At 69.4% G+C, this 14071-nt stretch carries 9 protein-coding genes; 2 read left to right on the top strand and 7 right to left on the bottom strand.

The window, feature by feature from the left end:
- Nucleotides 1-12 precede the first annotated feature (12 nt).
- A complete protein-coding gene (locus ABEA87_RS14815) occupies nt 13-2490 on the top strand; it encodes a S9 family peptidase (protein ID WP_345629895.1) in 2478 nt (825 codons plus the stop codon).
- Between the two features lie 254 nt (nt 2491-2744).
- On the top strand, nt 2745-4241 hold the full coding sequence (locus tag ABEA87_RS14820) for an alkaline phosphatase family protein (RefSeq protein ID WP_345629897.1): 1497 nt from the start codon (nt 2745-2747) through the stop codon (nt 4239-4241).
- A gap of 159 nt (nt 4242-4400) precedes the next feature.
- Here ABEA87_RS14820 and ABEA87_RS14825 read toward each other — a convergent pair whose 3' ends face one another.
- The 7 genes from ABEA87_RS14825 to ABEA87_RS14855 form a co-directional block, all read right to left on the bottom strand.
- Complete coding sequence (locus ABEA87_RS14825) at nt 4401-4601, bottom strand: ferredoxin (protein WP_345629899.1); 201 nt, start codon at nt 4599-4601, stop codon at nt 4401-4403.
- Nucleotides 4601-5860: a cytochrome P450 gene (locus tag ABEA87_RS14830; protein WP_345629901.1), complete on the bottom strand. Its 1260-nt coding sequence runs from the start codon at nt 5858-5860 to the stop codon at nt 4601-4603. Before ABEA87_RS14830 ends, ABEA87_RS14825 begins: the two co-directional genes overlap by 1 nt.
- Before the next feature lie 220 nt (nt 5861-6080).
- Nucleotides 6081-7676, bottom strand: a complete 1596-nt coding sequence (locus tag ABEA87_RS14835) for a Kelch repeat-containing protein (protein ID WP_345629903.1) — start codon at nt 7674-7676, stop codon at nt 6081-6083.
- A gap of 271 nt (nt 7677-7947) precedes the next feature.
- Nucleotides 7948-8937, bottom strand: coding sequence for a DUF4232 domain-containing protein (locus tag ABEA87_RS14840; RefSeq protein ID WP_345629905.1), 990 nt, complete (start codon nt 8935-8937; stop codon nt 7948-7950).
- Nucleotides 8934-9572 carry a hypothetical protein gene (locus ABEA87_RS14845; RefSeq protein ID WP_345629907.1) on the bottom strand — a complete coding sequence of 213 codons (639 nt, stop codon included), beginning with the start codon at nt 9570-9572 and terminating at the stop codon, nt 8934-8936. The genes ABEA87_RS14840 and ABEA87_RS14845 overlap by 4 nt, the downstream gene beginning before the upstream one ends.
- An 11-nt stretch (nt 9573-9583) precedes the next feature.
- Nucleotides 9584-11737: a PKD domain-containing protein gene (locus ABEA87_RS14850; RefSeq protein WP_345629909.1), complete on the bottom strand. Its 2154-nt coding sequence runs from the start codon at nt 11735-11737 to the stop codon at nt 9584-9586.
- Nucleotides 11738-11763: 26 nt separating this feature from the next.
- The gene (locus ABEA87_RS14855; protein WP_345629911.1) at nt 11764-13941 is read right to left on the bottom strand and encodes a PKD domain-containing protein; all 2178 of its coding nucleotides are present in this window, start codon (nt 13939-13941) and stop codon (nt 11764-11766) included.
- Between the last annotated feature and the right edge of the window lie 130 nt (nt 13942-14071).

The raw sequence follows: 14071 nt of genomic DNA on the forward strand, positions 1-14071 counted from the left end.
CTGACGCGTCGAATGGTCGCGGTCGTGGGGGCCGCTGCCCTCGCGCTGGCACCAGCGGTCGTGTTCGGCACCCCCGCCGCGGCGAACGGGGCCCCGCCGCCGTCGGGGGCAGTGCTGTCGCCGGACGGCAAGCGGGCGGCGTGGGTGTCCGCCGACGACGCCACGAGTATCTGGAGCGAGACGCGCACGAACTCGAGGGCGCACTGGCACGCTCCCGAGCGACTGTTGTCGATCCGCGGCACCGTCGGCAAGCTGGCGTTCTCGCCGGACAGCAAGCAGCTGGCGTTCGAGAATCCACGCGGCGACCACGGGTTCATCGCGGTCTACGACGTCAAGAAGGACAAGATCGATTACGTCGACCCGTCGTTCGGCACCGACAGCGCGCCCGCCTGGCGGCCCGGCGGAAGGCAGATCTCGTTCGTGCGCAGCTACCCGGGAATCCCCGACCAGCAGCTGACCGAGCCCGCGCCCTCGTTCGGCCGCTGGACACCTCCGCCGCCGCGTGCCAACGATACGTTCACCGTCGCCGACATCCTGCAGGCGCCGATCTCCTACGGGCCCCAGGCTTCCGGCGACGGCCGATCGGTCGCCTACGTCACCCGCGAGGCATACGACCGCGGGATCTACTTCATGCCCTCCGGCGGTTCTTCGCGCCAGATCGTCAGCTACCCGAATGACGACGGCCAGGAGCTGTCCCAGCTCGCCCTGTCACGCACCGGCAGCGGGGTCGCCTACGTGCGCGGCAGCTCGCCGAACGGTGACGGCGAGATCCTCAACCCGGCCTCGACGCCCGACCCGCCGCACCGCGAGGTCTACATCGTCTCCTCGCGCGGCGGCAAGCCACAGCTGCTCGGCGACGGGCTCGCGCCGGCGTTCACGCCCGACGATCGCATGATCGTGTGGGTCAACGGCACGAGCATCATGAGCGCCGCCTTGACCTGGGATCACAAGGGCGATCTGGCGCGCGTCGGGCACTCGCAACCGCTGCTCACGCTGGCCAGCGGCACACCGTCGAACCTGCGCTTCTCGCCGGACGGCGCCAAGCTGCTCTACTCGCGCTCGAACGGCGTCGAGGTGCTCGACATGCGCACCCGCACGACGACGGCGGTCGCGCACACCGGCGCGAGCGACGCGAACCCCGTGTGGTCGCCCGACGGCAAGCAGATCGCGTTCCGGCGCACCATTTCCGGCCAGCCGTGGGCGATCTGGGTCGCCGACACCGCGACGCTGACGCCGCGGCAGGTCTGGCAGGCCTCGCCGGGGCTGGGCTCGAGCTACTACGCGCTGGACGAGAACCCGACGTTCGAAAGCCAGCCGGGCGACCAGCTGATGTGGTCCAACAACGGCGCTCTCGCGTTTGTGTGGGAGGTCGACGGCTGGCGCCACCTGTACTCGGTGCCGGTCGCCGGTGGCGCACCGACGCTGCTGACCCCGGGCGACGGTGAGGTCGAGACCGCGCAGGTCAACCGGGAACACACGGCGATCATCTACGCCACCAACATCGGCGACATCGCCCGCCGGCACCTGTTCTCGGTCGGCTTCCACGGCGGCACGCCGACGGCGATCACCGGCGGCGATCCGAGCCAGTGGGCTCCGGCGCCACTGGCCGGCGGCCAACTCGCGTACGCCGAGGGCAGCTACAACGTGCCCCCGACGGTGTACATCCGCGATGCCAAGGGCCACCTGTCGCGGGGCGGCCCCAAGCTGCCGGCCTCCTACCCGCTGCACCAGCTCGTCGAGCCCCAGCCGGTCACGTTCCCCTCGTCGGTGGACCATCAGACCGTCCACGGACAGCTGTTCGTGCCGGCCCACCCGACGGGCTGCGCGCTGATTTTCCCGCACGGCGGGCCGTCCCGACAGATGCTGCCGGGCTACCACTACTACGACACGTACACGGTCCTGTACGAGATGAACCAGTACTTCGCCAGCCACGGCTGTGTCGTGCTGTCCGTCGACTACCGCGGCGGCATCATGTACGGCAACGCGTGGCGCACGTTCCCGGGCCGGGGCGGCTCGAGCGCCAGCGAGTACCAGGACATCCAGGGCGGCGCGGCGTTCCTGCTCGCGCAGCCGAACGTCCAGCCGGCGAAGGTCGGCATCTACGGGCTGTCCTACGGCGGTTACCTGACCTCGCTCGGCGTCTCGCGGAACTCGGACATCTTCCACGTCGCCTGGGACATGGCCGGCAACTCCGGCAGCGCCGCGATCGCCAATCTCAACTCGTGGACGGCGCCGACGCTGATCGAGCAGGGTGACGACGACCGCAACGTCGACTTCAGCGACAACGTGTCGGTCGTCGACGCGATCGAGGCTCAGAAGCCGCAGCTGGAATTCGCGACGAAGGTAATGCCGAACGAGCAGCACGAGATGTACATGCGCTTCCAGGACCTCGTCGACGTCTACGACACCGGCGGCCAATGGATGCTCACGCACCTGTTCCCGGGCAAGGCCGGCGCTACGACGGCACCGGCCACCCCGGCGACCAAGTAACGCAACGCTTGACACCTTGCTGGGCCGTCCGGCGACGCACCGCCGGGCGGCCCAGCGCCTTTCAGTGCGGGCATCCGGGCCGCCATCCGCGGCCCGCGTCGCGGCCTTTCCCTATGAGCGATCCCGCTCGCCGTCGCGAAGCGGTCAGCGGAAGTTCAGTCGCCGGTCACCAACCCAACCGCCCGATGATCAGCAACGACGGCGACGCTGGCGAGGTGTGTTTCGGCCATTCGGCCGACTGGGAAGGGACTTCGATGACTGACACTCCGGATCCCCAGAGCGGGTCGACGGGTTATACCCGGCGCAGGCTGTTCGGTTCCGCGGCGGCGGTGGGTGGCCTCGCCGCCGCCGCGACGGTTCTGCCGCCCAACGTTCAAAAGGCGCTGGCGGCGCCCCCGCCGAAGCACGGGCGGCTGAGTGACATCAAACACGTTGTCATGCTCATGCAGGAGAACCGCAGCTTCGACCACTACTTCGGCACGCTGTCGGGGGTGCGTGGCTTCGAGGATCCGAAGGCGATGCGGCTGCCCAACGGCCGCCCGGTGTTCTACCAGCCCGATCCGTCCAACCCGGACGGCTACCTGCTGCCGTACCGGCTGAACACCACCATCAGCGCGGCTCAGGCGATCCCGTCGATGAGCCACGCGTGGGCGGTGCAGCACCAGGCGTGGAACAACGGCGCGATGGACAACTGGCTGCCGGCGCACCTCGCTTCGGACGGCGCGAAGAAGGGCCCGTACACCATGGGCTACTACACCCGCCAGGACCTCCCCTTCCAGTACGCCCTCGCCGACGCGTTCACCATCTGCGACGCGTACCACTGCTCGGTGCTCGGCCCGACCTGGCCCAACCGGTTCATGTGGATGGCCGGCACGATTGACGCGGACGGCCAGTACGGCGGCCCGTCGCTTGAGACCGGCAACGTCCCGAACGGGCACTTCTCGTTCAAGACCTACCCCGAGCGGTTGACCGAGGCCGGCGTGAGCTGGAAGATCTACCACTCGCCGGGCGGCGCGACCGGGCTGCCGCCGTTGAGCGCCCTCGCGCAGTACAACGACGCCACGCCCGGTTCGCCGCTGTACGACCAGGCGCTGGCGACCTCGCCGCTCGGCCAGTTCGAGTACGACGCGCTCAACGACCAGCTGCCGACGGTTAGCTGGCTGCTGCCGCCGTCGGGCTTTGACGAGCATCCGGCCGGGCTGCCGGCGGCCGGCGCCACGTTCGTCGCCAGCAAGATTGACGCCATCGCCGCCAATCCCGACGTCTGGGCCAAGACGGTCTTCATCCTGAGCTACGACGAGAACGACGGCCTGTTCGACCACGTCCTGCCGCCGACCCCGCCTGCGGGCACCGCCGGTGAATTCGTCTCCGGCACGTCGCCGAGCGGGGTCAAGGGCGGCGGTCTACCGACCGGGCTCGGCTTCCGGGTGCCGTGCATCGTCGTGTCGCCGTGGACGACCGGCGGCTGGGTCAGCTCGGAAGTGTTCGACCACACGTCGCAGCTGCGGCTGCTGGAGCAGGTCACCGGTGTCGTGGAGAGCAACATTTCCGAATGGCGCCGCGAGACGGTCGGCGACCTGACGTCGGTGTTCCGCTTCAAGGACAGCAAGTCCGCGCCGCCGCTGCCCGATACGAACAGCGCGTACAACCTGGCCCAGTACGAGGCCAGCCAGCTGCCGCTGCCCACCGCGCCGACCGGCGTGCAGCAGGTGCCACATCAGGAAAGCGGCAGCCGTCACCGGGTGTCCTGACGTCGCGCGCCGGGCCTGTTCCTCGACCGTCACACGGGGGACAGGCCCGGGCCGCGCGCGGGGCACGTCATGTCTTTGTCGCCTCCGGCACCCGCGCCGGTTGAATACCCGCTCGAGGTCGCGGGCCTCAGCTGAGGGCGGTGCGAGGCCTCGGCGTGGTCAGCCGGCCTCGCGGATCTCGATGACCGAGGCGGGGCAGCGGGTCGCGGCCTCGTGGGCGTTCTCATGCTGGTCCGGCGCTGGGTCCGGGTCGAGCAGCACGACCACCCCGTCGTCCTCGCGCTGGTCGAACAGCTCCGGGGCGACCAGGGCGCAGACGCCCGAACCGATGCAGCGCTCCGTGTGTACGTCGATGCGCATCAGGCACCGCCCCGCGCCGCCGGCAGGATCTCGTCCCAGGTGACCGGAAGGGCGACCGGGCCGAGAACCGCGGCGTCAACCTTGAAGCGGATGTCGTCGAACGGTACGGCCAGACGCAGCGAGGGGATGCGCCGTGCGACCGTGGCCAGGACGGTGGTCAGTTCCAGCCGGGCCAGCTGCTGGCCGACGCACTGGTGCGGGCCGTGGCCGAACCCGAGGTGCGCACCGGGCGGGTGGCCGATGTCGAGGCGGTCGCCGTCGGGGCGCAGGGCGCGGTCGCGGTTCGCCGACTGGATCGCGACCACCACGTAGTCGCCGACCTTGACGGGCTGGCCGGCGATCTCGGTGTCCTCGGTGACCTCGCGCAGCAGTCCGCCGCCGACGCCCAGGTAGCGGACCAGCTCCTCGGCGGCCGTGGCAGCCAGCCCCGGGTCGGCGCGCAGGCGGTCGAGCTCCCCCGGGTGCTCCAGCAGCGCCAGCAGGCCGTGGCTGATCATGCTGGCGGTGGTGTCGTACCCGGCGAGGAGCATCGCCGCGCTCATCCTGACCAGCTCCGCGTCGGTGAACGGCCGCTCCGTGGCGTCGCTGCGCACGATCATTCGGCTGATGACGTCCTCACCCGGGCTCGCCCGGCGCGCCATCACGGTCGCGTACAGGTACTCGAACAACGGCCGCATCGCCTGGCCGACCTCGGCGGCGCTCGACGCGCCCGTGAAGAGCGCCTCGGCCGCCTGCTGGAACAGCCCCCGATCGCCTTCCGGCACGCCGAGCAATTCGGCGATCACCGCTGTCGTCACCGGCCGGGCGAACTGGGCGTAGAGGTCCACCGGCGGCTCGACCCCGGCCACCGCGTCGAGCCGGTCGTCCACGATGGCCTGCACGAGCGGGCGCAGCTGGCCGATCCGCTTCATGTTGGACATCTCCGGCGCCATGTGCCGCCGGAACCGCAGGTGCTCACCGCCGTCCATGCGCGGAAACTCGCCCTCGCCGACCGGCTGGGCACCGCTGAATCCCAGCAGGATGTGCGCCGCGGTCCCGGGCCGGTTGCCGAACCGCCGCGGGTCGCCGAGCACCTCCCGCACGTCGGCGTACCGGCTGACCAGCCACGCGTCGACCCCGGTCGGGCACGACACCCGGATCGCGGGGTGATCGGCCCGCAGCCGCTCATACTCCGGCGGCGGCCCGAACGGGCACCGCCGCTCATCGGGCAGCGGCAGTGGCGGCAGCTCCTGGGCGTGGTTTTCCGTGACGGACGTCATCGCACTCCCCGTTGGTCGGCCCCGACAACGGCATCCATCCTTGTCGAATTATGCCGGAAAACGCCAGAGCCGGAATTGGCGCCACCCGTGCCCACCGGAGGCCCGCGGGCCGCCGGGCGGCCGGGCGGCCGGGCGCCGACGGAACAGCCCGATGGTGTGGTGCCGGATGTTCCGGCACCACACCACCAACGGTGCCCGCGTTCACGTCGCGGAACGTGAACTACGGGGCATCCGCGCGCGGTTGGTTGACGACGCACCGGTTGGAGGCGATGCCGTTCGTTACGACTTGTAGGTCATCGGCGCCTCGTTCGAGCGCGGGGATATCGACATTTGTGGAAACGATCTCATCGCCCGTTGCCACGCCCATCGAGCTGTGATCGTGGGTACGCGCGTAGATCACGTGACCGGTCGCGTGATTGGTGATCCGGACGAGAGGGTAGTTCGACGCGGCCGCCTCGTCGTCCCCGTAGCTTTCCGCCTGCGACAGGCCGTTGAGCTGGCGTCCGGCGACGACGTACGTCTTGCCTGCCGTCACGATCGGGCCCGGACACGCGGTGATGTGCGGTGCCCACGAGGGGTCGGGGCCGCCGGTCGGGCGGTAGACGTAGGCGCTCCGGTTGTCGTACGTCACCAGCACCTCGCCGGTCGGCAGCATGAGCAGGCGCGCCCAGAAGGAGCTGATCCGGGACGCGAACGCTGGCTGTTCGACCTCGGTGAGGTCCGTGCCGTCGAACTCGAAGAAGTGATCGTCGAGGTTGTAACAGCCGGGGCTGGCGCCGACGAGCACGTTGCCGTTGGGCAGAAGCATCGCCGGGCCGTCGCAGGTGCCCAACTGCCCTTCGCCGGCGACGGTCGGGAACGATGGCGCCGACGACCAGCTGCCAGTGGCGAAAAGCGTCGACGGTGGTGTGTAGACCGCGTTGAACCCGTTGTCTCCGACTGCGAAGACAGTACCGTCGGGGCGTAGCACCTGCGGGCCCGGGTCACCGTGCCCGGCGAGCACGCTCGGCACCTGACCGGCGCTGATCCACTCACCGTCGGATGAGCCGTCCAGCCACGGCGGGATGAACCGCTCGGCGCCGGGGGCGGCGTGCACGTCGACCGCGAGCACCGTGCCGTCGGGAAGCAGGGTCCAGTTCTCCTCGCTGTTGCCGTCCGCCTTTCCGGGCGGCGACATCACGGTCCACGCGAGGGTGGCCGGATCCAGCATCGCGACCTGGCCCGCGGGAGTGGAGTTGAAGTTGCGGGCGAGCAGGAACTTGCCGTCCGGCAGTACCAGACAGGACGCGTCGCCGATCCTCGTCCAGCCGGGTGGGGGATCGAGTACCTGCCACGTGTTGGCCACCGGGTCGTAAATGGCGCCCTGGTTGGTCTCGGACGTGGAGGCGACGCCGTTGACGTAGGTGTACTCGCCGCCCTCGACGATCACGCGACCGTCGGCGAGTACCGCCGAGCAGTAATCGTACGGCGCGTAGCCATTCGGCATCGGCGGCAGCTGCGTCCACGTACCGGTGCCATATTCGCCGGACGCATCGGGTGTCAGCTTCCACCAGTTCGCGGTGGCGTAGTCCTGAGCCATGACCGTGCCGTCGGTCAGCAGCAGGGCGGTGTCGGGGTGGAATGGGGCCGGTTGGGCGAGTGTCTGCCACGGCACCGTGGACGAGTCCTGCGCGGCGGCCCGCGGTGCGGGCCCGGTCGCTGCCGAAAGCACGTCGCGCTGCTGCGGCGACGGCTGCGCCGCGACAACCTGGGATGACGCCAGGACCACGCTCGGCATCGCCAGGAGCGATACCGTGATCAAGGCCGAAAGCTTCATCAGCACACCTCTCCGATGTGATTAGGCACAACCTTCGCCTGATGAATGCCTCACGATGCTAACCGGCGCCACTCAGCCACGTCTTCGTTCGAAAGTCGGAGAGGCATCGATGGCGATCAGACACTCGCACGCCGGCTTTCGGCGGGACTCCCGGGCACGTTCCATTGTGGTCGTCCGATGTAGAGGGTCAACGTTACCCGACCGGAGACGGCACCCCGGCGTCGTTCGTTGCCGCCACGGTGAGAGGTTCCAACGAGTGATGACGGTACTGCTAGGGCGCGGCGCGGCCGGTCACCATGATGCGCGACACCGTTTCCGGAGCCTGTGCTCCGGTCGGGTCGAGCTCCCAGAACAGCCCGTTGCTGCCCGCCGGAGCGTCCGGTGGAACCTGGATCCGCATCTCGAACCGCACAGAGCCTTTGGCCGGTAGCCGCGTCGCGGCCCGGCAATTGAGTTGGTGGACCTCCGGATGGCCGGCCGGGGCGAGTATCTCGACGATGAGCGGGCAGCGGTCGAACGAGATCGGCGCGGCTGATGGATTGCGCAGCTCGACCGCGAAGCGCACCGTGTCGCCGCGCGCGCCGCGCAGTTGTTTGGCACCGGGCAACGGCGCAATCGCTGCCCGCAGCGCGGTCGAGGTCCACGGTGGCGTGCTGGCCAACGGGGCGGGTTCGAACGGATGCACGCCGATGGTGCTCGCGGCCCCGGGTGTGTCGCACCCCGGTAGTGCGTTGTAGCCGACCTCGAGCCTGCCGGCGCCGTCCGGCAGGGTCAGCCGGATGGCCCGTGGCGGCACCGGTTTCCCGGATGCCCGGGGGACGCACCAGTTGCGCCAGTCGACGTCCAGTGTCGCCGCCGCGCCTGGTGGGAGTGCGACGAGCGCGGTGTCGGGCGGCGCGACGGTGGGGAACGCCGGGGGCTGCGCCGGCAGCGGATCCTGCCGCTGCGGGGGCGCCGGGACGGCGCCGACGATCCGCACGTCGGGCCGCCCGGTCAACTGGCAGGCCCGCGTGCCGGCGTTGCGTACCGTCGCCTCACCCGTGCCGCCGGACAGGGCGGCGGAGAAGTTGAACCCGTCGCCGACCACCCTCAGCTGCGATGCCTGGCATCGTGGCGCCGGTGCGGTCGCCGCCACCCGCAGCTGGGCCGGTATGGCGCCATCCCACGGTACGATCCGCGCCGCGCCAGCCGGATCGTGGGGGGTGGACGAGCACCCGGCCGCGGCGAGTACCAGCGCACCGAGCAGCATTCCGATCCTCATGCGCAGGTCTCCTCGATCGTGTCGGACGCGTCGACGATGCGTTGCACGGTCGCCTCGTCGTTCATCGCGCCAGCGGCCGCGGACAGGTCACCCTGGTTCGCCGCGCTGGCCGCCCGATTGAAGTCGTCGGCGAACGCATGCAGCGCGGCGACCAGGTCGCGATCGGCCGCCGCCAACCGCGGTGGCACCAAGCCCTGCGCCATCAGGTCAGCGGCCTGGCGCAGCAGCGTGGTCTGGTCCGCGATCCGCTGGCTCAGCTGCTGCTTGTCCAGCGAGTTGGTGAGCAGTTCGGAGCCGGCACTGATGGTCTGCGTCACCTGCGTGAGCCGCCCGAGCATCTCGCCGCAGGCGGTGCGATCGGCCGGCGACATCGAGAGACTTGCCGAAGGTGCGGGGGAGGGCGCGGCGGAAGGCCCGGTAGAGAGCGCGGCGGCCGGGCTCGACGGGCCGGCGGCGGACGGGGCGGCGGCGGCCGGGCCGGCGGCGGACGGGCCGGCGGCGGACGGGGCGGCGGCGGACGGGGCGGCTTGCTGGCCGCAGCCGGCTGCCAACAGTACGGCTACGGCCACGCCCGCCAGAAGGGCCGGCCACGCGCCCGGGCCGGCCGGCCCGGGCGCGATGGTGCCTTTCCTCACGACAGTTCTCCTCAGCGTTGCCTGGAAACCACCGTCGTTCTCGTGTCGCTGAGCTGACCCATCAACTGCTGGGCCCGCTTGGTGATCGACGACTGCTCGGCGGAGGTCAGCGTGCCGCACGCGTCGGTCGCCGGTGGTGCCGGCTCGTTGGCGAGCGGGGCGTCCGGGTAGTGGGCGGGGACGAAGTGAACGGCCAGGGCCTGCCGGTAGAAGTCCCACTTGTTGGCGGACTTCACCGCGAGCTTCACGTCGTACCATTTCGGGTCGGACGGGAACACGTGGGTGACCGTGGGCGCAGTCGTGGCCATGGTCGTGCCATCGCCGAAGTCCCAGTAATAGGTCAGTCCCTTGGTCTGCCCGCCCCCGTTGCGGGAAAACGATCCGTCGAAGGTGACCGTGGAGGTGAGGTACGGCTTGGCCGGTAAGGTCTCGAAATAGGCGACCGGGCTGCTGCTCTTGGGTTCCGAGCCGGCGTACGCGTCGCCGGCGACCACGTACGACGTCCACGTCGCCGGTAGCTCCAACGCCCGCTTGAGGCCCTCCGACGGAGACGACGGGCCGCCCGGCCCGTGCGTCGTGCCGGACGCGAAATAGTTCAGGTGCTCGGGGGTGTCGTCGTTGGTGTCGTAGAGCGTGTACTGGCTGAGGGTCGGCTTGCTCGCGTACGAGGCCGGGTACGGGTTCTCGTTACCGCCGACCTGAGGGTTGGTGCTCGTGTCGTAGGCGCCGATGATGCCGTACCCGGGGATGCCCCAGTCACGGATGAACGACACCTGGTCGGTGCGGCCTGTGTTGTCGTCCACGACCGGTGAGTACTTCGCGATGTCGGTGGGCAGGTACGCGGGTACGGACTGCGGTCCGGGGTTGACCGGCGTGGAGCCGACCTGGTCCAGCCGCAGCGGGTTTTCCAGCGGCATGCTGAACCCGTACTTCTGCCCCAGCACCTGGAACGCCTCGCTGACCGCGTTGGCGGTCGCCGTGCGAAATGCCTGCGCCGCGGTGAGGTTGTGCTGGATGCGCTGGATCGCCGTGGCGTCGTACAGGTTGTTCGGCGTGGTGTACAGCGGGACGGCGTTGATGTTCGTATACCAGGGCCCGACGCCGCCGCCGACTATGTCGTTCAGGTAGTGGTCGGTGCCGAAGTGACGGGCGGGGTACTCCAGGCCGTTCTGGTCCATGTTCGCGACCATCACGTACTGCCCCTGCGGGCCGTCCGGGATCAGCCCACCGACATCGGCGATGCCGGCCGAGACCGGAGCGCCGGCGACGTGAGCGGCGCTCAGTGCCGGCGCGAAGGTGATGCCAGTACCGGTGGCCCCAGCGGTGCCCACGGCGGTGATGGTGACCGTCTGCGGGCCGCCGAACGGGTCGACGAGCATCTGTTCGCCAACCGCGAGCCCGACCCCGGTACGGGCGGTGACCTTCACGTTGGTGTCGCCCGCCGCCGCGGGCGCGGCCAGCGTCGTGACGTTGGTCTGGGAGTAGTACCCGGAGCCGACGAGGCCGCCCTCCTCATTGTCGAACAGGCCTATCTTGATGGTCCGCTTCGGGTACGTGCCGTTGGCCTGGTACCAGCGCAGCAGCGCCTGGAACTCGGCCATTCCCATCGCCTCGCCCGAACCGGCGTCGTACATGGACCCGTTGCCCCAGTTGCCGCTGCGCATCGAGCTCATCGGCGTGGGGCTGCCGCTGGCCGCCCCGTTGGCGACGCTGGTCGAGGTGGGCGTGCTGTCGTTGTGTCCGGCGATGAGCGCGACCTGACCCGCGCAGGACTGGCCGGGTATCGTGACGCTTTCGTCGTCGAGCTGCCAGACCCGAGTCGGGTAGATGTGGTTTTTCGCCGTCATGTACTTGCCCAACGGCCCCATGTGCGCGGCGTCGGAGTTGGTCAACTCCGACCCGAACCACTGGTAGAACTCCTGCGCTCCGTTGTAGTTGGCCGGCAGGTTGTTCGGATCGCTCGGGTCGGCCAGCGGACCGTCCGCGCCGGCGCTACGGAAGATGTAGTCGGTGGCGAGGCGGTACAGCTCGCTGTAGAGAAAGTTCGTGTCGATGACCGGGCGCGGGGCGCCCGCCGGCTTGTTGGCGAATGCCTGGCCGGCGGCGCTGGCCCCGGTGAACGCGACGAGTGAGGCGACGGCCCCGACGGCCGACCAGCGCCGCACCTTCCTCATCCTTCTCGAGAGGGCGATCATCGCTGGTACCTACCCTTGTTCGCGGCCGAAATGAGGTGGGCCGATTCGGATGGCGAGAACGTGCCGCAGGGGCTCGTGGATGGCGCGGCCCCGGCCGGGTTGCCGACCGCGACCGCCTGCCGGTACAGCCCCCAGTTGTTGCCCTTGCCGACGGCCAGCTTGACGTCGGCGTGGACGGCACTGTGGTAGGTGTGGGTGACCCGCTCGCCGACGGCGTGCGTGCCGTCGCCAAAGTCCCAGTAGTACTTCAGCCCGTGACTGCTTCCCTTGGCGTCGCGGGAGAATCCGGCGTCGAAGGTGACGGTCAGGGTGGAGTCAGGCTTGGCGGGTGTGGTTTCGAAGTAGGCCACCGGCTTGTCCGGCTGGGCGGTGGTGCCGAGGTAGTCGTCGCCCGTGAGTAACAGGCTCGTCCACTGCGCGGGCAGTTCGAGCGCCCGCTTCAGCTCCTCGGTCGGCTGCTGCGGCGTCAGGCCGTGCGGCGCCCCACCGGCGAAGTAGTTCAGGTGCTCGATGGAGTCGGACAGGTAGCCGACCGGCTGGTTCTCGTTCACGTTGAACGCGACCCCCGACGGGTGCGCACCGCTCAGCGGCGCCGTGAGCGTGACGCCGGTGCCGGTCGTCCCGGCGGTACCGACCGACTGGATCTGCCCGTACTCGATGTCAGCGCCGGACCCAATGAAGATGGGTTCGCCTGCGGCGAGATTGGTGACATCCGCGACCTTCACGGTGGTATCGCCCGCCGCCGCCGGTGCCACGGTGGTTGTCATGCCGGGCTGCGGGGTGCTGTTGCCCAGCTGGAATGTGGTCTGGTTACCCGCGTACCCGATGATCGGGGTTGCCTTGGTGGTGCTGCTGACCGAGGCTCCGTAAGGGTTTTCGTCGCTGTTGGAGTTCTTCACGCCGGAGACCGTGAAGCCCGGGATTCCCTTGTCGAAGAAGGCCTGCTCATCCTCGAGCCCGTCGGCGTCATCGCGTACCGGCGAGTACTGCGCCTGGTCGGCGGCCGAATACGCGGGCTTGACCGGTGCCACTCCGCTGTACGGGTTCGGCGCCTGACCGTTTTGGTTGTAGCGCAACGGATTTTCCAGCGGTACGGAGAAGTTGTACTTCGTGCCCTGCTGCTGGAAGCCCTCCTGAATCGCGGCTTGCAGATCGGTGCGAAGCTGGCCGATCGCCGGTGCGTTGGCCGTAATATTCGCGCCGGGCGAGCCGGACCCCTTGTTCGGGTAGGCCGAGTTCGGCGCGGTCGGTGTGGCCTTGACAAAGGTAGACCACGGACCCACACCTCCCCCCGTGATGTTGTTCCAGAAAAACTCGGTGCCGAGGTGGTAAGCGGGGTAGTCCAGGCCGAGCGAGTCCATGTTGGCGAACAGAACGTACTGGCCCTGGGGCCCGGACGGGATCAAGTTATCGGCGTAGTAGGCGGAGCCCTCGCGGCCGAATAATCCGTCGCCCGTCTTTCCTCGCGACGCGTCGAGCAGCGTGACCTTGAGGGTGCGCTTCGGGTACGTGCCGTTCGCGTGGTACCAGTCGAGCAGCGCGTTGTACTCGGCCATGGTCAGCGCGACGCCGGACAGCCCGTCGTAGGCCCCCTCGTTGCCCAGGTTACTGTCGGTGATTTCCCGGCGCGCCGCGCCGAAGCCGGTAGTGCCGCTGGTCGTACCCGAATTGATCTCGCCGACGATGTCGTTGGGCACCGGGGTCTCATCCGGGTGCGCGGCCAGCAGCACCCGTTGGCCCGCACAGGTGGCGCCGGGGATCGTCACCTCGGCGTCGTCGGAGTCAAAGCGGTAGCCGCCGGTGCGGCGGAAGTAGTGGTCCGTCACCGTCGCGAAGCTCGCGAGCGACGTGTTGACCCGCGTGTTGGTGAGGTTCGCTTTCCAGTACGCGAACAGCTCCTGCCAGCCGTTGACGGTCGGCGGCAGGTTGAACACGTCGTCGGCGTTTTTCGGGTCGCCGTCGGCACCCGAGATTCGGTAGCTGAATGCCTTCGACATCGTGTACAGCTCGTTGTACAGGTAGTCGGCGTTGATGGTGGGTGTCGGCGGACGCGGGGGCCGCGTGCCGCCGGCCGACGCCACCCCGCTGGCGCTCAGACACAACGGGAGTGCGGCCGCGACGCAGCCGACCGTCACCATCCACCACTTCTGGCGGGATCTACGGCGCGATTTCATGTGGCGAGACCCTCCTGAAAAACCGCGTGGCTGTACGCGCCGGAAGGCGCCACGAGGCCGCATGGCCCTCAGGTGGCCGCCCACACCGGCGTGGACGCCGTCCTTGGGTTGATTCCCCTATTCCGTCAAG

Origin of the sequence: Rugosimonospora acidiphila, assembly GCF_039543385.1 — a bacterium.
In the GTDB taxonomy this organism is placed as follows: Bacteria; Actinomycetota; Actinomycetes; order Mycobacteriales; family Micromonosporaceae; genus Rugosimonospora; species Rugosimonospora acidiphila.